The 22,691-nt window shown below is 74.9% G+C and carries 20 protein-coding genes and 1 pseudogene; 13 read left to right on the forward strand and 8 right to left on the reverse strand.

The features are described 5' to 3' along the window. Positions 1-12: 12 nt before the first annotated feature. Positions 13-291: pseudogene (locus ACZ4SV_RS05965) on the reverse strand (pentapeptide repeat-containing protein); the annotation flags it as partial. A 608-nt stretch (positions 292-899) separates the two neighbouring features. After that, the gene (locus ACZ4SV_RS05970) at positions 900-2,201 is read right to left on the reverse strand and encodes an alpha/beta fold hydrolase (RefSeq protein WP_468001753.1); all 1,302 of its coding nucleotides are present in this window, start codon (positions 2,199-2,201) and stop codon (positions 900-902) included. A 363-nt stretch (positions 2,202-2,564) separates the two neighbouring features. On the opposite strand from ACZ4SV_RS05970, the gene ACZ4SV_RS05975 reads away from it, so the two are divergent. The 5 genes from ACZ4SV_RS05975 (at position 2,565) to ACZ4SV_RS05995 (ending at position 7,761) form a co-directional block, all read left to right on the forward strand. Beyond that, positions 2,565-3,320, forward strand: a complete 756-nt coding sequence (locus ACZ4SV_RS05975; protein ID WP_468001755.1) for a (Fe-S)-binding protein — start codon at positions 2,565-2,567, stop codon at positions 3,318-3,320. Beyond that, a complete protein-coding gene (locus ACZ4SV_RS05980) occupies positions 3,317-4,795 on the forward strand; it encodes a LutB/LldF family L-lactate oxidation iron-sulfur protein (protein WP_468001757.1) in 1,479 nt (492 codons plus the stop codon). The genes ACZ4SV_RS05975 and ACZ4SV_RS05980 overlap by 4 nt, the downstream gene beginning before the upstream one ends. After that, positions 4,792-5,433, forward strand: a complete 642-nt coding sequence (locus tag ACZ4SV_RS05985; RefSeq protein ID WP_468001759.1) for a LutC/YkgG family protein — start codon at positions 4,792-4,794, stop codon at positions 5,431-5,433. Before ACZ4SV_RS05980 ends, ACZ4SV_RS05985 begins: the two co-directional genes overlap by 4 nt. Positions 5,434-5,537: 104 nt before the next feature. Then, on the forward strand, positions 5,538-6,539 hold the full coding sequence (locus tag ACZ4SV_RS05990) for a zinc-dependent alcohol dehydrogenase family protein (protein ID WP_468001761.1): 1,002 nt from the start codon (positions 5,538-5,540) through the stop codon (positions 6,537-6,539). A 67-nt stretch (positions 6,540-6,606) separates the two neighbouring features. Beyond that, positions 6,607-7,761 carry an ATP-binding cassette domain-containing protein gene (locus ACZ4SV_RS05995; RefSeq protein ID WP_468001763.1) on the forward strand — a complete coding sequence of 385 codons (1,155 nt, stop codon included), beginning with the start codon at positions 6,607-6,609 and terminating at the stop codon, positions 7,759-7,761. 7 nt (positions 7,762-7,768) lie between these two features. Here the strand turns inward: ACZ4SV_RS05995 and ACZ4SV_RS06000 are convergent, their stop codons facing one another. The 4 genes from ACZ4SV_RS06000 to ACZ4SV_RS06015 form a co-directional block, all read right to left on the reverse strand. Continuing rightward, a complete protein-coding gene (locus tag ACZ4SV_RS06000) occupies positions 7,769-8,749 on the reverse strand; it encodes an ABC transporter substrate-binding protein (RefSeq protein ID WP_468001764.1) in 981 nt (326 codons plus the stop codon). Beyond that, positions 8,746-9,420: an ABC transporter permease gene (locus ACZ4SV_RS06005; RefSeq protein WP_365883100.1), complete on the reverse strand. Its 675-nt coding sequence runs from the start codon at positions 9,418-9,420 to the stop codon at positions 8,746-8,748. The genes ACZ4SV_RS06000 and ACZ4SV_RS06005 overlap by 4 nt, the downstream gene beginning before the upstream one ends. Further along, positions 9,417-10,097: an ABC transporter permease gene (locus ACZ4SV_RS06010; protein WP_468001767.1), complete on the reverse strand. Its 681-nt coding sequence runs from the start codon at positions 10,095-10,097 to the stop codon at positions 9,417-9,419. The genes ACZ4SV_RS06005 and ACZ4SV_RS06010 overlap by 4 nt, the downstream gene beginning before the upstream one ends. A 538-nt stretch (positions 10,098-10,635) precedes the next feature. Beyond that, positions 10,636-11,208 (reverse strand): TetR/AcrR family transcriptional regulator, encoded by a 573-nt coding sequence (locus ACZ4SV_RS06015; RefSeq protein ID WP_468001769.1) that lies wholly within the window; start codon positions 11,206-11,208, stop codon positions 10,636-10,638. Between the two features lie 134 nt (positions 11,209-11,342). On the opposite strand from ACZ4SV_RS06015, the gene ACZ4SV_RS06020 reads away from it, so the two are divergent. The 4 genes from ACZ4SV_RS06020 (at position 11,343) to ACZ4SV_RS06035 (ending at position 15,735) form a co-directional block, all read left to right on the forward strand. After that, positions 11,343-12,200, forward strand: coding sequence for an AAA family ATPase (locus ACZ4SV_RS06020; protein ID WP_468002488.1), 858 nt, complete (start codon positions 11,343-11,345; stop codon positions 12,198-12,200). Beyond that, positions 12,197-13,552, forward strand: a complete 1,356-nt coding sequence (locus ACZ4SV_RS06025) for a vWA domain-containing protein (RefSeq protein ID WP_468001771.1) — start codon at positions 12,197-12,199, stop codon at positions 13,550-13,552. Before ACZ4SV_RS06020 ends, ACZ4SV_RS06025 begins: the two co-directional genes overlap by 4 nt. 139 nt (positions 13,553-13,691) lie before the next feature. Beyond that, positions 13,692-14,669: a D-cysteine desulfhydrase family protein gene (locus ACZ4SV_RS06030; RefSeq protein WP_468001773.1), complete on the forward strand. Its 978-nt coding sequence runs from the start codon at positions 13,692-13,694 to the stop codon at positions 14,667-14,669. Between the two features lie 184 nt (positions 14,670-14,853). Continuing rightward, positions 14,854-15,735 carry a GNAT family N-acetyltransferase gene (locus tag ACZ4SV_RS06035; RefSeq protein WP_468001775.1) on the forward strand — a complete coding sequence of 294 codons (882 nt, stop codon included), beginning with the start codon at positions 14,854-14,856 and terminating at the stop codon, positions 15,733-15,735. Positions 15,736-15,798: 63 nt separating this feature from the next. Here the strand turns inward: ACZ4SV_RS06035 and ACZ4SV_RS06040 are convergent, their stop codons facing one another. Both ACZ4SV_RS06040 and ACZ4SV_RS06045 read right to left on the reverse strand, forming a co-directional pair. Continuing rightward, positions 15,799-16,155 carry a cupin domain-containing protein gene (locus ACZ4SV_RS06040; RefSeq protein WP_365884177.1) on the reverse strand — a complete coding sequence of 119 codons (357 nt, stop codon included), beginning with the start codon at positions 16,153-16,155 and terminating at the stop codon, positions 15,799-15,801. A gap of 173 nt (positions 16,156-16,328) precedes the next feature. Continuing rightward, positions 16,329-17,309 (reverse strand): LysR family transcriptional regulator, encoded by a 981-nt coding sequence (locus ACZ4SV_RS06045; protein ID WP_468001777.1) that lies wholly within the window; start codon positions 17,307-17,309, stop codon positions 16,329-16,331. Between the two features lie 155 nt (positions 17,310-17,464). Between ACZ4SV_RS06045 and ACZ4SV_RS06050 the strand changes: the two genes are divergently transcribed. The 4 genes from ACZ4SV_RS06050 to ACZ4SV_RS06065 all read left to right on the forward strand — a co-directional run bounded on the left by ACZ4SV_RS06050 (position 17,465) and on the right by ACZ4SV_RS06065 (position 22,643). Beyond that, entirely contained in the window at positions 17,465-18,160 is a 696-nt protein-coding gene (locus tag ACZ4SV_RS06050; protein ID WP_468001779.1) for a type 1 glutamine amidotransferase domain-containing protein, read from the forward strand. An 860-nt stretch (positions 18,161-19,020) separates the two neighbouring features. Next, positions 19,021-19,701, forward strand: a complete 681-nt coding sequence (locus ACZ4SV_RS06055; protein WP_468001781.1) for an RNA polymerase sigma factor — start codon at positions 19,021-19,023, stop codon at positions 19,699-19,701. After that, the gene (locus ACZ4SV_RS06060) at positions 19,698-20,048 is read left to right on the forward strand and encodes a hypothetical protein (RefSeq protein ID WP_468001783.1); all 351 of its coding nucleotides are present in this window, start codon (positions 19,698-19,700) and stop codon (positions 20,046-20,048) included. The genes ACZ4SV_RS06055 and ACZ4SV_RS06060 overlap by 4 nt, the downstream gene beginning before the upstream one ends. Positions 20,049-20,741: 693 nt before the next feature. Next, positions 20,742-22,643, forward strand: a complete 1,902-nt coding sequence (locus ACZ4SV_RS06065) for an amino acid adenylation domain-containing protein (RefSeq protein WP_468001785.1) — start codon at positions 20,742-20,744, stop codon at positions 22,641-22,643. Positions 22,644-22,691: the final 48 nt, after the last annotated feature.

Consider the following 22,691-nt stretch of genomic DNA (forward strand, 5'->3'; position numbering starts at 1 on the left):
GAACGAGAGGTCTCAGCGCTCCGCCGTCCAGTGCGCCGGGCGGCGGACCGTCCCGGGCAGCCGGGTGCCGGCGCTGCCGCGGGCCGCGTCGAGTTGCGGCTGGGTGAGGAAGAACGCGCCGGTAAGGTCCGCGCCGGTCAGGTCGGCGTCCCGCAGGTCGGCGCCGATGAGGTCCGCGCCGCGCAGATCGGCGCCGGTGAGGTCGGCCGCGATCAGACAGGCACCGCGCAGGCTCGCCCCGCGCAGGTCGGCGCCCTTGAGCCGGGCGCCGGCCAGATCCGCGCCCCGCCGGTCCTTGCCCTTGGCCTTCCCCTTGCCCTTGCCGCCGGCGCCGGCCCGGACCAGCTCGCTGGCGCGCAGCAGGTGCGTGTTGACCTCCTGCCGGTGCGCGGCCACGTCCAGCGCGGCCAGCTCGTCGGGGGTCTGGCGGGTGAGCCGCTCGGTCTTCTCCAGGGCCCGCCGCAGCTCGGGGTGGACCGGCCGGGCGGCGGGCAGGCCCAGCGCCTCCGTCAGGTACCACAGCAGCTCGTGGAGCTGCCGGACGACCGGGAAGACCTCGGACATGCGGCGCGCCTGCTCCTTCGGCGCGGTGCGCCGGTCCTGTCCGCCGAAGGTGACCTGGGAGACCTTCTGGCCGGCGCCGAAGCAGTCGTAGACGGTGCAGCCGCTGAAGCCCCGCTGCCGCAGGCCGTCGTGGATGCCGCAGCGGTGGTCGTCCCGGAGGTTCGGGCAGGGCAGCCCGGCGGGCTTGTCCAGCGCGAAGTCGGCGGACCGGGCGAAGGGCAGGGCCACGCAGCACAGGCCGAAGCACTGGGCGCAGTCGCCGCGCAGGTCAAGGAGGTCGGGGATCGGGTCCGGCATGGTCCACAGCCTACTCACCGGCGCGGCGGCCGCCGGTCTCAGACCTCGTCGCGGACGAGCGCCAGCAGCCGGTCCAGAACCCGGGGCGCGCCCGTGCGCAGGCCGTCGTGCTCGAACTCGTCGGTGACCCAGGTGCGCAGGCCCCGCACGGCGCGGGCGGTGTCGAGCGCGTGGGCGGTGTCGACGTACATGTCGTCGTGGTAGACCGTCGCGGCGACGGGCACCTCGTTGGCGGCGAGGCGGGCCGGATCGTACAGCGCGGGCCAGTCGGTGCGGGCGGCGAGCAGCTCGGCCGTCTCGCGCAGCGGCCGCAGGGCCGGGTCGGTCTCGAACATCCAGGGGTGGACGGTCTCGCCGGTGAAGAGCACCGGGCCGTCACCGGTGAGCGCCTTGGCCGCGTCGAACTGCGGGAACTCGGCGCGGACGCGCTCGGCGGCCCAGGCGGTGGGGCGGGCGCCCTGGCCGTAGACCGACTCGTGGACGACGGCGTAGAGCGGGTGCGCGGCGTACGACAGCAGGGTCTGCGCCTGTTCCTGGAAGGCGTCGGACAGCTCCGTCCCGGCCGGGGTGCGGACGAAGGCGTCCTCCAGCAGGTGGTGCAGGCGGTGGCTGCCGTCGCTGGTGCCGAGCATCTGGCCCAGGGCCTGGAAGGCCTCCACCGTGAGGCGGTAGCCGTTCGGCAGGACCACGTCGTGGGTGAGGAGGTGGTCGGCGATCCGCCGGGCCGCCGCCACGTCCTGCGGGTAACGGTCGTAGTGCGCGGCGACCTTGCGCTCGATGCGCGGATAGGCGGCCCGGTAGACGTCGTCGGCGTGGGCGTGCAGGGAGGGCAGACCGCCGGTGATCAGCGCGGTGTGGATGCCCTCGGGAGCCAGGGAGAGGTAGGACACGGTACAGAAGCCGCCGAAGCTCTGGCCGAGCACGGTCCACGGGGCGCCGCCGGTGACCCGCGGACGGATGGCCTCGCAGTCGCGGACGATGGAGTCGGCGCGGAAGCGGGCGAGGTAGTCGGCCTGGGCGGCGGGGCCGCCGCGCAGCGGGAGCGTCTGGCGGTTGGCGGGCGTGGAGCGGCCGGTGCCGCGCTGGTCGAGCAGCAGGACGCGGTACTCCTCAAGGGCCCGGTCGAGCCAGGCCTGCCGTCCGATGAAACGGTTCGCCCCGAAGCCGGGGCCGCCTTGCAGGTACACCAGCCAGGGCAGGTCCTGCCCGGCCTTGTCGCTCGCCACCGCCTCCCGGGCGTACAGCTCGATGGTCTCGCCCGCCGGGTCGGCGTGGTCGAGGGGCACGGTGAAGCGGTGGTCGGTGAGGACGACGCCGGGCTGGCGGTAGCTGAGGCTCAACGGGTCTCCCGGGACGGGCGGCTGGGACGCGACCCAGTTCAGCACACGGCCGTACGCGGGCCGAGACCCGGGACCAGGGTTCGTCACTGAACCACCGGTCAGCGGGCGGCCGGGGTGGCGCCCGGCCGGTCACCCGGTACGCGTACCGCGGGGGCACCGCGCGGGAGCGGGCGGCCGAGGCCCGGCTCGCCGCACGGTGACCCGCGGCCTGCCCGCCCCGGGGCCCGCGGATTACGCTGCTTCTGCTTCTGCTTCCGACTTCGCCCGCCGGCCGACCGCACGGGACCGCACCGGACCGTTCACGACCCTGACCGACCGCCATCCGATCGTCCGATGACCCATGACCGACACCGAGGAGCCGCGATGCGTGTCGCCCTGTTCCTGACCTGTGTCAACGACACGCTGTATCCGGACACCGGCCGGGCCGTGGTGAGACTGCTGCGCAGGCTGGGGGTCGACGTCGACTTCCCGATGGGCCAGACCTGTTGCGGGCAGGCGCACTACAACACCGGCTACCGGCATCAGACCGAGCCGCTGGCCCGGCACTTCGCCGAGGTCTTCGGTGGCTACGAGGCGATCGTGACCCCGTCCGCCTCGTGCGGGGCGATGGTCCGGGAGCTGTATCCGCGGCTGGGCGAGCGGGCCCGGGCGGAGGGACGCGGCGACGCGCTGGCGCGGACCCTGGCGCCGGTGGTGCCCAGGACGTACGAGCTGACGGAGTTCCTGGTGGACGTGCTCGGGGTGACGGACGTGGGCGCCTACTACCCGCGCAAGGTCACCTACCATCCGACCTGTCACGGGCTGCGCGGTCTCGGGCTCGGCGACCGGCCGCGCCGGCTGCTCGGCGCGGTGCGGGGCCTGGAACTGGTCGAGCTGCCGGGTGCCGAGGAGTGCTGCGGGTTCGGCGGCACGTTCGTGGTGAAGAACGCCGAGGTGTCGGCGGCGATGGGGGTGGACAAGGTGCGCCACGCGGAGTCGACGGGCGCGCAGGTGCTGTGCGCGGCCGACAACTCGTGTCTGATGCACATCGGCGGCACGATGAGCCGGCTGCGCACGGAGTTGCGGCCGGTGCACCTCGCGGAGATCCTGGCGAGCACGGAGGAGGAACCGGCGGTATGAGCGGCACGTTCGTCGGCATGCCGGCCTTTCCCGAGGCCGCGCGCGACGCCGTCCACGACCCGACGCTGCGCGCCAACCTGCGCCACGCCACGCACACCATCCGCGCCAAACGGGCCCAGGCGGTGGGCGAGCTGTCCGACTGGGCGCAGTTGCGGGAGGCGGGCCGGCGGATCAAGGACCACACACTGCACCATCTCGACCGCTATCTGGAGCAGTTGGAGGAGGCGGTCACCGCGGCCGGCGGCACGGTGCACTGGGCGGCGGACGCCGAGGAGGCCAACCGGATCGTCACCGCACTGGTCCGGGCCACCGGCGAGTCGGAGGTCGTCAAGGTCAAGTCGATGGCCACGCAGGAGATCGGCCTCAACGAAGCCCTCGCGGCGGCGGGGATCCGCGCCTACGAGACCGATCTCGCCGAGCTGATCGTGCAGTTGGGCCGGGACCGGCCCTCGCACATCCTGGTGCCGGCCATCCACCGCAACCGGGGCGAGATCCGGGACGTCTTCCGCTCCGAGATGGGCGCCTGGGGCCGCCCGGCCCCCGAGGGCCTGACGGACACGCCCGCCGAACTCGCCGAGGCGGCCCGGCTGCACCTGCGGGAGAAGTTCCTGCGGGCGAAGGTCGGTGTCTCCGGCGCCAACTTCATGGTCGCCGAGACCGGCACGCTGGTCGTCGTGGAGTCCGAGGGCAACGGCCGGATGTGCCTGACCCTGCCCGAGACGCTGATCTCCGTCGTCGGCATCGAGAAAGTCGTCCCCACCTGGCGGGACCTGGAGGTCTTCCTGCAGACCCTGCCCCGCTCCTCCACCGCCGAGCGCATGAACCCGTACACCAGCATGTGGACCGGCACCACGGACGGGGACGGGCCGCGCGCCTTCCATCTGGTGCTGCTCGACAACGGCCGCACCGACGCCCTCGCCGACCAGGTAGGCCGCCAGGCGCTGCGCTGCATCCGCTGCTCGGCCTGCCTGAACGTGTGCCCGGTCTACGAGCGGGCCGGCGGGCACGCCTACGGCTCCGTCTACCCGGGCCCCATCGGCGCCATCCTCAGCCCGCAGCTACGGGGCACGGGCAGCGCGATCGACGCCTCGCTGCCGTACGCCTCCTCGCTGTGCGGCGCCTGCTACGAGGTGTGCCCGGTCGCCATCGACATCCCCGAGGTGCTGGTGCGGCTGCGGGAGCGGGTGGCCGAGGGCGGTCCGGCGGTGCGGCAGGGCAACAGGGTGCTGCTGCGGCCGGCGAAGGGGCACGCGGCCGAGCGGGCGGCGATGCGGGCGGCGCGCTGGGCGTTCGGCCGCCCCGGGGCCCTGCGCGCGGGCCAGCGGCTGGCCTCCCGCACCCGCCGGCTGCATCCGCGCACCCTGCCCGGCCCCGGCCGGGCCTGGAGCGGCGCCCGGGACCTGCCGGCCGTGCCCGCGGAACCCTTCCGGGACTGGTGGCAGCGCACGCGCGGCGGACAGGAGGACACCCGGTGAGCAGCAGGGAACGGATCCTGGGCCGGGTGCGGCGCGCGCTGGCGGACGTGCCACCGGACGGGCGGCCGTACCAGGAGGCCGTGCCCCGGGAGTATCTGCGCGAGCACGGGGAGCGGACCGCCGGGCAGACGGTGGAGCTGCTGGCACGGAACCTGGCCGACTACCGGGCCGTCGTGCACCGGGCCGACGCGGCGTCGGTGGCCGGCCTCGTGATGCGGCTGCTGGCCGAGCGCGGCTCCCAGGAGGTGCTGGTGCCGCCCGGGCTGCCGCCGGAGTGGATGTCCGCCGCCGATCCGGTCCGCATCCACGACCGGGCGGCGGACACCGCGCGGCGGCTGGACCGGGTCGACAGCGTGATGACGGGCTGCGCCGTGGCGATCGCCGAGACCGGCACCCTGGTCCTGGACGGCTCCCCGGACCAGGGCCGGCGGCGCGTCTCGCTGATCCCGGACCACCACATCTGTGTCGTCCGGGTCCCGGACCAGGTCGTCTCCTCCGTCCCGCAGGCCCTGGCACGCCTGGTTCCCACCCGCCCGCTGACCTGGATCTCGGGCCCGTCGGCCACCAGTGACATCGAGCTGGACCGGGTGGAGGGCGTGCACGGCCCGCGCACCCTGGAGGTGATCCTGCTCGGCTGAGCCCTCCCCTTGGTACGACAGCCGTCGTAGTTTGACAGCGGTCGTACCATGCCGCACAGTGATGCCTGATCACCTGATCACCGGTGCGGCGAGGGGGAGTTGGCATGGCGAAGACGGTGCGGTTCCACGAGACCGGCGGGCCCGAGGTGCTGCGGCTGGAGGACCTGGAGCCGGGCGAGCCGGGTCCCGGCGAGGTGCTGCTGCGCATCGAGGCGATCGGCGTCAACCGGGCCGACGGGCTGTTCCGCGGCGGCCGGTACATCGAGCCGGTCAAGCACTTCCCGGCCCGGCTCGGCAACGAGGCGGCGGGCGTGGTGGAGGCCACCGGGCCCGGGGTGACCGGCTTCGCGCCCGGTCAGCCCGTCAGTGTCGTCCCGAACTTCTCGCACAACGACTACGGCGTCTACGCCGAACGCGCGCTGGTCCCCGCCACGGCGCTGCTCCCCCGCTCCCCGGACGTGGACCCGGTCGGCGGCGCGGCGGTGTGGATGCCCTACCTGACGGCGTACGGCGCGCTGGTGGAGGTCTCCGGTCTCCGGGCCGGCGAGACGGCCCTGATCACCGCCGCCTCCAGCGGTCCGGGCCTCGCCGCGATCCAGACGGCGAACCGGCTCGGCGCCACGCCCGTCGCGGTCACCCGCACCCGCGCCAAGCGGCAGCGCCTGCTGGACGACGGCGCCGCCGAGGTGATCGTCTCCGACGAGGAGGACGTGGCCGGGCGCGTGCTGGAGCTGACCGGCGGCCGGGGCGCCGAGCACGTCTTCGACGCCGTCGCCGGACCGGGCGTACGCGAGCTGGGCCGGGCGGTGGCCGCCGGCGGAACGCTGCTGCTGTGGGGCATGCAGAGCGGCGAACCCACCCCGTTCCCCGGCTTCGACCTGGGCATGCCCGCGCTGAACATGCGCACCTACACGGTGACCCGGGAGGTGCTGGCGGTCCCCGGGCGGATGCGGCGCGGTGTCGCCTTCGTCGAGTCGGGGCTGCGCACCGGCACCCTGCGCCCGGTGGTCGACCGCACCTTCCCGCTGGAGGAGGCCGCCGAGGCCCACCGGTACATGGAGGCGGGCACGCAGTACGGCAAGATCGTGCTGACCACCGGGCGGTGACGGCCGGTGTCCGCCGGCCGGGCCAGCGCGGGATGAGGTCCGGCGCGCGCCGCCGTAGCGTGGGGGAATGATCCGGTTCGAGCAGGTCACCAAGCGGTATCCGGACGGTACGACGGCCGTGGACGGCCTCTCCTTCGAGGTGTCCGAAGGCGAACTGGTGACGCTCGTCGGGCCGTCCGGGTGCGGCAAGACGACGACCATGATGATGGTGAACCGGCTCATCGAGCCGACGTCCGGCCGCGTCCTCGTCGACGGTGAGGACGTCGCGGCCGTCGACCCGGTGCGGCTGCGCCGCCGCATCGGCTACGTCATCCAGCAGGTGGGGCTCTTCCCGCACCGCACGGTCCTGGACAACACCGCGACCGTGCCCGCGCTGCTGGGCTGGAAGCGGGCGAGGGCCCGGGCCCGGGCGGCGGAGCTGCTGGATCTGGTGGGCCTCGACCCGGCGACGTACGGGCCGCGCTATCCGCGGCAGTTGTCCGGCGGGCAGCGGCAGCGGGTCGGCGTGGCCCGGGCGCTGGCCGCGGACCCGCCGGTGCTGCTGATGGACGAGCCGTTCGGCGCGGTCGACCCGGTGGTGCGCGCCCAGTTGCAGGACGAGTTCCTGCGCATGCAGGCGGCCGTGCGCAAGACGGTGCTGCTGGTCACGCACGACATCGAGGAGGCCGTCCGGCTCGGCGACCGCATCGCCGTGTACGGGCGGGGCCGCATCGAGCAGTTCGACACGCCCGGCGCGGTGCTCGGGGCGCCCGCCACGCCGTACGTCGCCTCCTTCGTGGGCGCCGACCGGGGGCTGAAGCGGCTGTCGGTCACCGCGGTCGAACCGGACGACCTGGAGCAGCCGCCGGTGGCGCGGCCGGAGGAGGACGCGGCCCGGGTGCTGGCGCGGCTGCGGGCCGGGGACGCCCGCTGGGCGGTGGTCCTGGACACCGCCGGCGAGCTGCACGGCTGGGTCGGTGCCGACGGGCTGGCGGCGGGCGGCACGGTCGGGGACCTCGCCCGCCGGATGACGGCCTGGGTGCCGGTCGGCGCGTCGCTGAAGCAGGCGTTCGGGGTGATGCTCCAGCACGACGCCGGCTGGGTGGCCGTGCTGGACGGCGCGCGGTTCCTGGGCGTCCTCACCCCGGCGAAGCTGCACGAGGCGCTGCGCCGCTCGGTGGACGCGGACGCGCGCGGTGTCCGGCGCGGGCAGGTGCCGTTCGACTCGGTGGCGGACGCCTGAGCCGCGGCTACCGGAGCAGGCCCTTGGCCCGGAGGTAGGCGCGGGCGACGTCGGCGGGCAGCCGCCGCCAGGTGTCGACCTGCCGGTTCATGGCGGCCAGGTCGGCGGTGGTGAGCACGGTGTTGAGCCGGCCCAGGGCCCGCGCCACCCGTGCGCTGCCCGCGCGGGAGCGGTTGACGACCGGGACGATGTGGTCGGCGTTCTGCAGGTGCCGGTCGTCGGCGAGCAGGACCAGGCCGAAGGAGTCGAGGGTGGCGTCGGTGGTGGTGGTCAGCACCATCTGGTCCCGGCCGTCCCGCACCGCCCGCTTGGCCTGGGTGGTGCCGACGCCCTGGGGATCGATCCCGGTGAGCCGGATGCCGTACACCTTCCGCAGGCCGGGTGCGCAGTACGGCCGGCGCACGCACTCGTCGCCCGCCGCGAGCCGTACCGGCAGCCGCGCGGCGCCGAGGTCGCCCAGGGAGCGCAGGCGGTGCTGCCGGGCGTACGCGGCCCGCACCGCGAAGGCGTTCTGGTCGACGGCCCGGCCCGGCGGCAGGACGGACAGTCCGCGGGGCGTGGCGAGGGCGCGCAGGCCCTTCATGGTGGCGCCGAGGTCGGGCGAGCCGACGGGGGCCGCGGCGGCGCCGTGGGTCCTGGCGCCCAGCCAGTCGGCGAAGGTGGCCGCGTACTCGGGCACGACGTCGATCCGGCCGGCTTCCAGGGCCGGTTCGTACAGCTCCCGGTTGGCGACCGTGAGGAGGGACGTGCGGTAGCCGGCCCGGCCGAGCAGCTCGGCGTAGAGCCGGGCGAGCAGGTCGCTCTCGGTGAAGCCGGCCGAGCCGATGGTCAGCCGGTGGCTGTCGCCGGGCGGCGCGGTGACCCGGCCGCGGTCCTCCAGGGACGGGCCGGTGGCACAGGCGGCCGGCGCGAGCAGCGCGGCCAGCGCCGTCGCGGCGCGTGCCGTGCGCAGCAGCCGGGCCCGTCCGCGGGGCCCGCCGCCGGTCATCGGCCGCCGCCCCGCGCCCGGGCCGGTGCGGACCGTTCGGCCAGCTCGAAGACGCCCTCCACCGCGAGGGCGAACACGGCGACGAGGAACGCGCCCGCGACCACCTGCGGCGTGCTGGCCAGGTTGAACCCGGCCGTGATGATCCGGCCGAGGCCGCCGCCGCCCGCGAGCGCGGCGATGGTGGCGGTGGCCACGAGCTGCACCGCGGCGATCCGGACCCCGGTCAGCAGCAGTGGGAGCGCCAGGGGCAGTTCCACCCGGAACAGCAGTTGCCGGCCGGTCATCCCCATGCCCCGGGCGGCCTGGACGACGTCCCGGTCGACCTCGCGCATGCCGACGTAGGCGTTGGTGAGCAGCGGCGGTACGGCGAACAGCACCAGGGCGACCACGGTGGGCCCCTGGTCCCACCGGCCGACCGGGGTCAGCAGGAGCAGGACGAGCACGGCGAAGGTAGGCACGGCGCGGCCGGCGTTGGAGAGGTTCACGGCGAGCGTGCCGCCCTTGCCGAGGTGGCCGAGGACGAGCGCGACGGGCAGGGCGAGCACAGAGCTGAGGACCAGGCAGACGGCGGTGAGCGTCAGGTGCTCCAGCAGCCGGTGCCGGATGCCGTCCTCGCCCGGCCAGTGCGCGGGGTCGGTGAGCCAGGCCCAGGCGGCGGTCAGGGTGTTCATGTCCCGGCCGCCCTGGTCCACGGGGTGAGCAGCCGCTGCACGCCCAGCAGGAGCAGGTCGGCGGCGACCGCGATCAGCACGCACAGCGCGGACGCGGTGAACACCTGGGCCTTGAAGTAGCTGTTCATACCGGCGTAGAGGAGGTTGCCGAGGCCGCCGTGGCCGACGATGGCGCCGACCGTGGCCAGCGAGACCGCCGAGACGGTGGCGATGCGCAGGCCCGCCATCGCGGCGGGCAGGGCGAGCGGCAGCTCCACGGTGAGCAGCAGGCGGACGGGGCCGTAGCCGAGCCCGCGCGCGGCCTGCCGGGTCTCCTCGGGCACCGCGCGCAGCCCGGCGAGGATGTTCCGCACGAGCAGGGTGAGCGAGTACAGCACGAGTCCGGCCACGACGAGCGTGGCCGACAGGCCGTAGAGCGGCAGCAGCAGGGAGAACATGGCCAGCGACGGGATGGTGTAGAGGACCGTCGTGACGGCCAGCACCGGGCCGGCCGCCCAGCGCGCACGGCGGGCCAGCAGCGCGAGCGGCAGCGCGATGACCAGCCCGGTCAGCACCGACAGGAACGTCAACTGGAGATGCTGGACCACGGCGTCCAGCAGGATCTGCCGCCGGGTGCTCAAGTAGGCACCGCAGATCCACTCGTTGCGCACGAGACAGTCCTCCGGAACCGCGGTCACGAACCCATTGGACGGGACGAGCACGGGGGCGGCGCGACGGGGTGGGCCGTACGGGGGCGCGGGGTTGGCGGGGGGTGCCGGACTGGCGGGGGGGGGTGTCGGGCCGGCGGGTGCGGGGCAGGGGGCGGGCGCAGGCGGCCGGTGCGGTGGGGCAGCCACAGGGGGCCGGTGCCGGGCAGAGGACGGCCTCAAACAGCCGGTGCAGGGCAGGGGGCGGGCGCAGGCGGCCGGTGCCGGGCAGCGGTCCGCCGCAGGCAACCGGTGCCGGGCAGCGGTCGGCGCCGGGCGGTGGTCAGCCGTAGGCAGCCGGTGCCGGTCAAGGGGCCGGCCTCAAGCGACCGGCGCGGGGCAGCGCGGCCAGCGCAGGCGACCGGTGCCAGGCAGGGAGCAGCCCCAAGCGGCCAGCGCGGGGCAGCGGCCAGCCGCAGGCAGCCGGCGCCGGGCGGCGGTCAACCGCAGGCAAGGCAGCCGGTGCGGGACAGCGGCCAGCACAGGCGGCCGGCGCCGGGCAGGGGGCGGCCTCGTGGTCGGGTAGACGTCAGTGCAGGTCGGCTGCGTCCAGGAGTGCGGTTACCGTGGCCGTGAGGAGGCCGTCGTCCAGGCGTTCCATGCCCGCGCCGGCCCGGGCGCTGGCGCCGTCGAAGACCAGGACGAGCTGGCGGGCGAGGAGCGCGGGGTCGCGGGCGCCGCCCAGCTCCGCCTCGGCGCGGAAGCGGGCCGCCAGTGCGTCCTTGACGGCGCGGGCGACCAGGCTCGCCGGGTGCTCGGGGTCCTTCAGCTCGACCAGCGCGGCGAGGTAGGGGCAGCCGCGGTACCCGGCGTCCTGGGCGGCGAGGGCCAGCCGCTCGAAGACGTACAACACGCGCTCGCGCGGGGTCGCGGAGCCGGGGTCGGGGTGGGTCAGCTCGGCGTCGTACCACGGGGCGGTCCGTTCGAGGCTCGCCGCCAGCATCGCGTCCTTGCTGTCGAACAGCTGGTACATCGACCGCTTGGACACGCCCGCCTCCCGGCACAGCGCCTCGATGCCGACGGAGACGCCTTCGCGGTAGGCGAGCCGGGCGGCGGCGTCGAGCAGGCGCTCGCGCGGGGACGCCTTGTCTGTGGTGGCCATAGGGCGAGGTTACCGCGCCGCGGCCCCGGGGAAACCGATCGGTGTATACCGTGGCGCGGAAGTTGAACAAGCGCTTAGATAGGAGCCGCCCGGAACCGCCCGGGCCGCTGCTCCCGACCCGCCCGGAGGCCCCGTTGTTCACGTCCGTCGACGACGTCTCCGCCCGCCTCGCCGAGACCGGCTACCTCGCCTCGCCGGCCGTCGCCACGACCGTGTTCCTCGCCGCCCGGCTGGGCAAGCCGCTGCTGGTCGAAGGGCCCGCCGGGGTCGGCAAGACCGAACTCGCCAAGGCCGTCGCCGCGGTGGCCGGGGCCCGCCTGGTCCGGCTCCAGTGCTACGAGGGCGTGGACGAGGCGCGGGCCCTGTACGAGTGGAACCACGCCAAACAGTTGCTGCGCATCAGCGCGGGCCGCGGCGAGAGCTGGGACGAGGCCCGCACCGACATCTTCACCGAGGAGTTCCTGCTCCCCCGCCCGCTGCTGACCGCCATCCGCGGCGACGAGCCGACCGTGCTGCTCATCGACGAGACCGACAAGGCCGACGTCGAGATGGAGGGGCTGCTGCTGGAGGTGCTCAGCGACTTCCAGGTGACGGTCCCCGAACTGGGCACGGTCACCGCCACCCGCCGCCCGTTCGTCGTCCTGACCTCCAACGCCGGCCGGGAGCTGTCCGAGGCGCTGCGCCGCCGCTGCCTGTTCCTGCACATCGGGTTCCCGGAGGAGGAGCTGGAGCGGCGGATCGTCCGGCTGAAGGTGCCGGGCCTCGGCGAGGCGCTGACCGAGTCGGTGGTCCGGGTGGTCGGCGCGCTGCGCGCGATGGATCTGCGCAAGGCGCCGTCCGTGGCCGAGACCGTCGACTGGGCGCGCACCCTGCTCGCCCTGGGCGCCGGCACGCTGGACGAGACCGTCGTACGGGACACCCTCGGAGTGATCCTCAAACACCAGGACGACATCCAGAAGGCGGCGGCCAAACTGGACCTGGACGCGCTGTGACCGCCGTCGCCGACCGGATCACAGGCCTGGCCGGGGCGCTGCGCGCGCACGGGGTGCGGGTCGGCACCGGGGAGACCGTGGACGCGGCCCGCGCGGCGGAGGCGCTCGGGCTCGCGGACCGGGAGCTGCTGCGCGAGGGCCTGGCCGCGACACTGCTGCACGGGCCGGGCCAGCGGGCCGTGTTCGACTCGGTCTTCGACCTGTACTTCCCGCGCTCGGTCGGCGGCCCCGGGACCGCCCCTGCGGACCGGGACGCCCTGCGCGACCGGCTCGCCGAGGCGCTGGCCGACGACGACCGGGCGCTGCTCGCACGACTGGCGGCGGAGGCCGTCGACGGGCTCGGCGGATACGGCGCCTCACCGGGCTCGGACGGCTGGTCGGCGTACCAGACCCTGGACCGGCTGCGTCCGCAGACCCTGCTGGCCCGGGTACGCGCGGAGGTGCGGGGCCGGGACGGCGGCGGCGGCGCGGGGTTCACGGACCGGCTGCTGGACGACGAGATCCGGCGCCGCATCGAGGAGTTCCGGCGGCTGGTGGGCGCGGAGGCACGGCGCCGGGTGGCCGAGCGGCGCGGCCGCGAGGAGATCGCGCGGCGGGGCGTCCGGCCGACCGCCGACCGGGTCGACTTCCTGTCCGCCGGCCGGGACCAGCTCGCCGAACTGCGCAGGACGGTACGGCCGCTGGCGCGCAAGCTGGCCACCCGGCTCGCCGCGCGCCGCCGCCGGGCCGCGCGCGGCACCATCGATCTGCGCCGCACCCTGCGCTCCTCGCTGTCCACGGGCGGCGTGCCGATGCGCCCGGTGCTGCGCCGGCGCCGGCCGGTCCGCCCCGAACTGGTGCTGCTGTGCGACGTGTCGGGCTCGGTGTCCGGGTTCTCGGACTTCACCATGCTCCTCGTGCAGGCCCTGCACGAGGAGTTCAGCAAGGTGCGCGTGTTCGCCTTCGTCAACCGGCTGGACGAGGTCACCGGCCTGCTCGGCCACGGCGGCGCCGACCCCGAGGGACTCGGCGCCCGGATCCGCGCCGAGGCCACGCTCACCGGCTGGCACGGCAGCAGCGACTACGGCGCGGCGCTGGGCGAGTTCGCCGAGCGGTACGGCGACGCGGTCGGCCCGCGCAGCACGGTGTTCGTCCTCGGTGACGCCCGGACGAACATGAGCGACCCCAACCTCGCCGCCGTACGCGGCATCGCCCGGCGGGCCCGCCGCGTGTACTGGCTGAACCCCGAGCCCCGCGACCGCTGGGGCACCGGCGACTCGGCCGCGCCCGCGTACGCCGAGCTGATCGAGATGCACGAGTGCCGTACGGCCCGGCAGCTCGGCGCGCTGATCGCTCGCCTGCTGCCGGTGTGAGACTCGGCGCGCTGATCGCCCGCCTGCTGCCGGTGTCAGACCCGGCACGTTGATCGCCCGCCTGCTGCCGGTGTGAGACCGTGACCGACCGGCCGCGGGCACCGGCCGCTCCCGCAGACCACCGAGCCGAGGAACCGTGATGAGTCAGCACCCGCCCGTACCGCTGGGCACCTTCCCCACTCCCGTCGAGCCGGCGCCCCGGCTGGCCGCCGCGCTCGGGCTCGGGCCGGACGACCTGTGGGTGAAGCGGGACGACCTGACCGGCCTGGGCGGCGGCGGGAACAAGATCCGCAAGCTGGAGTGGACGGTGGGCGCGGCGCTCGCCGAGGGCGCGGACACGCTCGTGACCACCGGTGCCGCGCAGAGCAACCACGCCCGGCTGACCGCCGCCGCGGGCGCCCGGCTCGGGCTGGACGTCGTCCTGGTGCTGCGCGGCTCGCCGGGCGCCTCGCACTCGGGCAACCTCGCCCTGGACGGGCTGTTCGGGGCGCGGCTCGCCTGGGCCGGCGAGGTGGACCGGGCCGGGCTGGACACGGCGGCGGCCGAGGTCTGCGCGCGGCTGCGGACCCAGGGCGCCCGTCCGGCGCTGATCCCGTTCGGCGGTTCCAGCACGACGGCGGCCCGGGGCTACGCGGCCTGCGGCGCGGAACTGCGCGAGCAGGTCCCGGAGCTGCGCACGGCGGTGGTCGCGCTCGGCTCGGGCGGCACCATGGCGGGTCTGGTCGCGGCTCTGGGCAGCGGATCGGTGCTCGGCGTGGACGTGGGCGCGCTGGCCGACCCGGCCGCCGCGGCGGCCCGGTTCGCCGCACCGCTGACGGCGGAGCGGATCACGCCGGACGGGCTGCGGGTGCGCCGGGACCAGGTGGGCGCCGGGTACGCGGCCCTGACCGGCCCGGTGTCGGACGCGCTCCGCCTCGCCGCCCGTACCGAGGGCCTGGTCCTGGACCCGGTCTACACGGGCCGGGCCCTGGCCGGTCTGCGTGCGGCCGTCCGGGACGGCGAGATCCGTCCGGGCGAGCGGACGGTCCTCGTCCACACCGGCGGGCTGCCCGGCCTGTTCGGCAGCCCGGCGGCGATCACCTTCGCGGAGGAGGGCGCGGGCACGTTCGGCGAGTGAGCGCCGGGACGGGCCTTCCGAAATTCCGTTTACCAGGAGGCGGTGGGCCCGCTAGGTTCTCCCCGTCGGCCGGGTCGTTCCCGGACCGGCGTCGTCGACGAGGAGGTGTGGAGCACATGCGCAGGAGTGCCCGGCAGTCGAGCCCGCGTACCGGACTTCGCCCCCTCCTCACGACGGAGACACCTTGTCGCTTCGCATCACCCCACTGACCGACCCCGTCGACGGGCCGCACAGCCGGCGGCTCGCCTGGCTGGCGTCCGACGCCGCTTCCCTGCCTGTCGGGACGGCCTTCCTGCGGCTGTTCACCGATCCCGGACAGCGGCACCTGGCCGAACTGACCCTCTGCGTCCATCCCGCGGAGCGGCGCCGGCGCGTCGGTTCCCGGCTCCTCGACGCCGCGGTGGCCACCGCCCGGGACGACGCCCGGCGCCGCGTCGTCGCGCAGGCCGAGGCCGGATCGCCCGGCGACCGCTTCCTGGCGGCCCGCGGTTTCCGCAGGGTCCTCACCCTGCGGTTCTCCCGCCTGGCCCTGGCCGGTGCGGACCTCACCGCCCTCGCCGGCATCGCCGCGCGTCCGCACCCGGGCTACCGGCTCGTGTCCTGGCAGGGCACCGTCCCCGACGACCTCGCGCCGACGTTCGCCGCCGCACGGCGCGCCATGGACGACATGCCCATGGACGAGGCCGACCACACCACGGTGACCTGGGACGTGGACCGTGTCCGGGCCGCGGCGGCCGCCGTCGCCCAGCGCGGCGACCTGCTGCACACCGTCGTCGCCGTCGACACCGGCGACGGCTCGGTCGCCGGGTTCACCGAACTCGTCGTTCCCGGCGACGGTACGGGGGACGGCCAGCACTACGGCACGGGCGTACTGCCCGAGCACCGCGGGCACGGCCTCGGCCGGTGGATGAAGGCCGAGTCGATCCGGCAGGCACGCGGACGCCATCCGCGCCTCGGCGGGCTCCTGACCGACACCGCCGAGGGCAACACGCACATGAGACGGATCAACGACGCGCTCGGCTACACGCCGACGCACACGACACATCAGCGCCAGCTCGACCTGTAGCGGCGCCGCGGACGGGCCGGACCCGGGCACCTCGCCCGGCCCGGTCCGGTCCGGCTCGGGGCGCTAGCCCTTCGCGTACTCGTTCGCCATGGTGCCCGCGAAGTCGTACAGCACGACCTGCTCGTCACCGACCACCCAGGCGTCGTGTCCGGGCGCGCACACAAAGACATCACCCGGGCCGACCTCGGCCTCCGCGCCGTCGTCCATGCGCAGGCGCATCCGTCCGCGCACCACGTAGCCGTTGTGGTGGACCATGCAGCTCTCGGTGCCCGCGATCGGGCCCACCGACTGCGACCAGCGCCAGCCCGGTTCGAAGGTGCCCACCGCGAAGTCGAGCCCGCTCAGGTGGAGCGCCTCGAGGTGGCCGCGGGGGAAGTCGCGCCGTTCGTCCGGCTTCTCGACCGTCTTCACTTCCAGCATGACGGTGTCCTTCCTTCCGGTCTTCCGGCCGCTCACCGCGGCCGGGGCCGGCCGCTGTCCGCCGGCGGTCCCGGACGGCCCCGGCGCCACGCGGCCGTACCCCACGACTCCATCGTCGTCCCCGCGGTCCGGCGCCGCCAGCAGACGGAAACCGAGCCCGCCGCCGGTGCGGGTCACCAGTCGGGCGCCGCCCGCAGCAGCAGGGCACGTACGCGGGCCACGTCCGGGTTGTCGCAGATGCCGGGGCGCTGCACGAGGAAGCCGGTGTTGATCGGCGGGTCCGCCGGTTCCAGCAGCGCGACGAGCGCGCCGGACACCAGCAGGTCCTGGCACAGGTACCGGGGCAGTACACCGAACCCGGCGCCCGCCACCACGGCCGCGAGGACCCCGCGCAGGTCGGGCACGGTCACGTCGGCGGCACGGGACAGCCGCCGGCCGAAGACGTGCCGCCAGTAGCGGCGGGCGATCGGCAGGTCCTCGGCATAGGTGATGAGCGGGACACCGTGCAGGAACGCGGGGTCCGGGGCGGCGGACCGTTCGGCACGGGGTGTCCGGGCGGCGGACCGTTCGGCATGGGATGCCCGGGCGGCGTCCTGGGGCTCGGCGGTGCCGGGTGGCGTCCGGGCGGCCCAGACCGGGGCGGCGACCAGGACGAACTCCTCGTCGGTGAGCGGCACGGCGTGCAGGGTACGGCCGCGCGGGCGGGTGGTGGCGATCACCAGGTCGTGGCGGCCGGCACGCAGTTCGTCCAGCAGCGGATCGGTCAGCCCGGTCGCCACGCGCAGCCGTACGCCCTCGGCGACCAGCGGTGCCAGGGCCGGCAGCACGGTGGTGCACAGCAGTTCCGCCGGGCCGGCCAGGTGCACGGGCCGGGTCCGGGCCCCGGCCGGCGCGGCGGGGCCTGCGACGGTGGCCAGTTCGTCCAGGGGCGCGGCGATCCGCGTCGCCAGTTCGTCGGCGACCGGCGTCGGCGACACGCCCCGCGGCAGCCGTTCGAACAGTTCCCGGCCGGTCTGCCGCTCCAGCGCGCGCATCTGCGTCGTCACCGTGGGCTGCGACAGCCCGAGCAGGCGGGCGGCGCCGGTGAAGGAGCCGGAACGGTACACCGCGAGGAAGGTGCGCAGCAGGTTGAGGTCGAGGGAAGCGGTCTCCACACACCGAGTATCACCGCCGTCCCGGCCCCGGCTGCCATAGGGCTGGCTATGGCAGCCATGCGATACGTCATTGGCGACCTGTGGCTTCCCTCGCCTACGTTCGAAGCCGCAGACCCCAGTCTTCCTGGGTTCCCGGCTTCCTGGAGAGAACCACCATGTCGAAGATCCTTTTCGTCCTGACCGCCGCCGACCACTGGACGCTCGCCGACGGCACCGCGCATCCGACCGGCTTCTGGGCCGAGGAGGTCGTGGTCCCCTACCGCGCCCTTGAGGCCGCCGGCCACGAGATCACCGTCGCCACGCCGGGCGGCGCGGTGCCGCCGGTCGACCGGGCCAGCCTGGCCGCCGAGGTCAACGGCGGCCAGGACCGGGCCGACGCGTTCGCCAGCGCGCTGGAGGAGATGACCGAGCTGCGGACGCCGGTGCCGCTGGCCGAGGTGGACCTCGACGACTTCGCCGCCGTGTTCTACCCGGGCGGGCACGGCCCCATGGAGGACCTGGCCGTGGACGCCGAGTCCGGCAGGCTGCTGGTCACGGCCCTGGACTCGGGCAAGCCGCTGGCCGTGGTGTGCCACGGTCCGGCCGCGCTGCTCGCCGCGGTCCGGCCGGACGGCGCGAACGCCTTCGCCGGTTACCGCGTGGCGGCCTTCACCAACGAGGAGGAGACCCAGGGCGGCCTCGCCGGACAGGCCCCGTGGCTGCTCCAGGACCGGCTGACCGAGGCGGGCGTCGACGTGCGTGCGGCTGAGCCGTGGGCTCCGCACCTGGTGGTGGACCGCAACCTGATCACCGGCCAGAACCCGGCCTCCTCGACACCGGTCGCCGAGGAACTGCTGAAGCGACTGGGCTGAGCGACAGGTGGTGGGCCCGCCGGTTGAGGCGGGCCCACTGGCTGGGGCGGGGTCGCTGGTTGGGGCGGGCCCACCGGGCGAGGCGGGGCGCGGTGGCCTCGGACGGCGAGAGGTGGCGTCGGCGGAGAATTCCTCGCCCCTCGGTCGCAACCTCGGCCGGGGTCGGACGTCTGTCGGGGTGGAGGCCTCCACTTCGAACCGATGTCCGACCCGAGCGACCGAAGGAACACATGTCCGCACACCGAGCCCCGAACTCATCGCGCACCCACCGGCTGCGCACCGCCCTGGGCGTCTCCGTCGCAGGCGCGGCCCTGGCCGTCACCGGCACCCTCGCCGCGCAGGCGGCCCAGGGCGACGACCGCACCGAGGCCGACCGCTCCGCCACCGCACCGGCTCCCGCGCACGCCGTACCCGCCGCCGCACCGACCCCGGCGGACCACCACGCGGCCCCATCGCCGGTGCCCTCCCCGCCCCGCACGGGAACGCCTTCTCCGGTGCCCTCCCCGCCCCGCACGGGCACGCCTTCTCCGGTGCCCTCCCCGCCCCGCACCGGAACCCCCTCCCCCGTGCCCTCCCCGGTCCACACCGGAACACCTTCCCCGGTACCGTCACCACCCCGCACCGGAACCCCCTCCCCCGTGCCGTCACCGCCCCGCACCAAGAGCCCCGCCCCGGCCGCCCTTTCCGCAGTGCCGTCCACCGCCGGCCCCGGGCCCCGGCACCCCGTGCCGGACCCGCCGCATCGCCACCCGTACCACCGTCACGCCGCGCCGGCGCCGGTTCCGCAGCAGTACTGAGGCAGGGCCGGGAACGCGGGAGCCGTCGTGCGGCGGCTCCCGCGTTCCGGTGCCGGGAGATCCATGACGACAGCGACACCACCGGCCGCGGCCCTTCCCTGGGCACGCGCCGGCACCCCGGAGCCCGCCGCGTCCCGGCGGCGGCGCTTCACCCACGCGGTGCGCACCCGCGTCCTCACCCTGGCCCGCACCCGGATCGGCGCGGGTACGCCACCGGCCGCCCCCGTCGCCGCCCGGAGCGTCACCGAGGCCCAAGGCCCGGCGGACATCGAGGAGTTGTACCACCACCGCCGGCTGTCCCTGGTACGCCTCGCGGTGCTGCTGGTGGACGACCTGCCGACGGCCGAGGACGTCGTACAGGACGCGTTCACCGCGCTGTTCCGGCGGCACGGACACCGGCTGGCGGCGCTGGACGACCCGGAGGCGTATCTGCGGACCAGTGTCGTCAACGCGGCCCGCTCGGTGCTGCGCCGCCGCAGGACCGTACGGGCGCACACCCCGGCGCCCGAGGGCCACGCGCCCGCGCCGGAGGAGGACGTGCTGCTGCACGAGGACCACCGGGAGGTGCTGGCGGCGCTGCGCACGCTGACCCGGCGACAGAAGGAGGTGCTGGTGCTGCGCTACTGGTCGCATCTGACCGAGGCCGAGATCGCGGCGACGCTCGGCCTGTCGCGCGGTGCCGTCAAGTCCACGGCGAGCAGGGCACTGGACGCTCTGGGCCGGCGGCTGGAGGAACTGCGATGAGCGAATCCGGTACGGAGAGTAGGGCGGCTACGGCGGTCGAGGAGCGGCTGCGGGCGGCCCTGGCCGCGCGTGCGCACCGCGTCGGCCCCGCCGACCTGCGGCCGCTGCCCGCGCCGACCGGGCCGGCGCGGGCACGGCGGACCCTGGTGCGCCGGACGGTGGCGGGCCTGCTGGTCCTGGCCGCCGTGGCCGCGCTGGTGTTCTTCGCCGCGCGCGGCGGGCAGCCGCGCCCGGTCCAGCCGGCCCGCACCCCGCACCCGTCGACCGGGACGCCGTCCCCGGCTCCGAGCCCGCCGGTGCCGTCCCCGGTCACACCCGAGCCCTCCCCCAGCACCCACCGGTCGTGAGCGCGCCGGGGGCCGGGCGTCGGCCACCGGCGGCGACCACGGGGTGAACGGCCGAAGATGTGCTTCCCAACGCCTGCCGCACAGCCGGAAGTTGGGAGGCTGAGCGGCCCGTGCCGCCGGACCGGACCGGCTCAGGAATCCGGGGCGTCGCCCTCGTCACCTGCCGCCCCAGCAGCCCGTTCCCGCGCGCCGCCCAAGTAGATGTGGGCCTCATGGATTTGGCCATCCCTGCGCGCCTTGACAGCGCCCCCGCGCGCCGGGGGGCGCGGGCGTCCATCCGGGGCCGGGCGGGGGCGGCGGGCCGTGTCCGGGGCCGGTCCACGGCCGGTGCGATCCGCCCGCCGGCCAGGGACGATGCCGGAACGGGCCGGGCGGTGCCCGCCGTGAGCGCCCCGGCGGACCGCGCCGGGCGGCCCGCCGCGCGGGGGCCCGATCCGCCGTTCCGGCCGGCGGCCGGACGCTTCCCGAGACCCGTCGATTTTGCGTCAGCTACGACTCCGTTATGGCAGCCGCCCCGGGGAAGTAGGTACGATCGGCGCTCGTCAAGGCGCGAAAAGAGCCACAACCCCCCACCTTCGTAGCCAGTTGTGGCATCACGTTGAACTCTCAGTCGCCGGAGAATGTACCGTGCCATCGGCAGATCATGAGGAAGTCAAGAAGAGGTCAATTCTCGACCAGCTTCTCAGCCTTGCGATGAGATCACCGGACTCTCCGGCGGCGTCGGACGCCACCGAGTCCGTTTCCTACGCGGAGCTGTGGCGCCGGACCGAGACCATGGCCCGGATGCTGCGCGCCCACGGGTGCCGTCCGGGCCGCCCGATCGCTTTGTGTATGTCACCGACGGTTTCCCGGCTGGCGGCGATGCTGGGCATCATGGGCAGCGGCTCGCCGTACGTACCGGTCGACCCGCATTTTCCCGACAGCCGAATCCGCTCGATCATCGACGGAGCCGGGGCGGACCGGGTGATCGTCGACGAGGTCACCGCGAAGAGATTCGCCTCGCTGCCGTACGAGACCCTGGACGCCTCCGCGTGTTCCGCGGCCGGGCCGGCGGATTCCCCGGGTTCCCCGGAATCCGCGCTGACCGAATTGAGCGGCTCCGATCTCGCCTACATCATCTACACCTCGGGGTCGACGGGTAACCCGAAGGGCGTCGCCGTGGAACACGGCAGCGTGAGCCATCTGTTCCGCGCCCTGGACCGTGTGCTGCCGCAATCACCGGACCGGTCCGCCCCGTGCTGGCTGGCCGCGGCGAACTTCTGCTTCGACATGTCGGTCGTCGACCTGTTCTGGCCGCTGACCCGGGGAATCCCCGTCGTGATCGCCGACATCGATTCCCTGGCCGGGAGATCCCCGGAAGGCGCCGAGTTCCTGACCGGTGTCCTGGCCGGCGGCAAGGTCACGCACTTCCAGTCCACTCCCTCCCTCGTCCAGCTGATGCTGCGCGATCCCGTGCTCGCCGCCGCGGTCCGCCGGCTCCACGTCCTCATCATGGGCGGCGAGATCGTGCACCCCGAACTGGTCGCCCAGCTCCGACCGGTGCCGCACGTCTTCAACGGGTACGGGCCCACCGAGACCACCGTGTACACGACGCTGCACGAGTGCTCCGACGAGGACACCGAGCAGGTGCCGATCGGGCGGCCCCTGGACGGTGTGGAGCTGCGGGTCGTCGACGAGGACGGACGCGACTGCCCGCCCGGCACTCCCGGGGAACTGCTGATCGGCGGCCCGGGACTGGCCCGCGGCTATCTCAACGACGCGGAGCTGACGGCCCGCAAGTTCCCGGTGCTCGGCGAGGGAACGGACCGGCGCCGCTGGTACCGCACCGGTGACCTGGTCACCATCGGCGCGGACACGGCCGTGCGGTACCGGGGCCGCGTCGACAGCCAGGTCAAGGTGCGCGGTTTCCGGGTCGAGCTGGGCGAGATCGAGGCGGCGATCCGCGCGGTCCCCGGGGTCGAGGAGGCCGCCGTGTTCCCGGTCCGCGACCCGAGCGCCCGGGTGGTCGGGCTGACCGCGGCGGCGAAGTCCACGGCGGCCGGGGTCCGCGAGTCCGCCGTCCTCGCGGAGATCGGCAAGGTGCTGCCGTCGTACGCGGTCCCGCAGACGGTGCGGATCCTGCCGGAGCTGCCGCTCGGCGTCACCGGCAAACTGGACCGCAAGGCGCTGGAACGCCAGTTGGCGGACCTGGTGCCGGTCCCGCGTCCGGACGCGTCACCGGAGCGTACGTCCCGCTCCTCCGGCGGACGTCACGAGGACCTCGTGGCCGCGGCGTGGAGTGCGGTGCTCGGCGAGGACGTACCGGCCGACGCCGACCGGAACTTCTTCGACTTCGGAGGGAATTCGGCCCTGCTGGGCCAGGTCCTCACCCGCCTTCGTGCGGAATTCCCCGAGGCGAACCTGCAACTGGTCGAGATGTATCGGTATCCCACGGTGCCCGCGCTGGCGGAGCGGCTCAGAACGCAGCCGCCGGCAGCGCACGCGGCGCCCGTTCCGCCCCAGTCGCCGGCCGGCGGCTCCGTCCGGCAGGACGAGAGCCGGCGCACCCGGCTGAGCGCGGCGGACCGCAGGCGGCTGGCCCGCCGAACGAAATAGCCGGGACAACTCACAGAAAGTAAGGATTCGCGACGTGAGTCAGCACGA

The organism is Streptomyces sp. NPDC027672 (assembly GCF_055566335.1).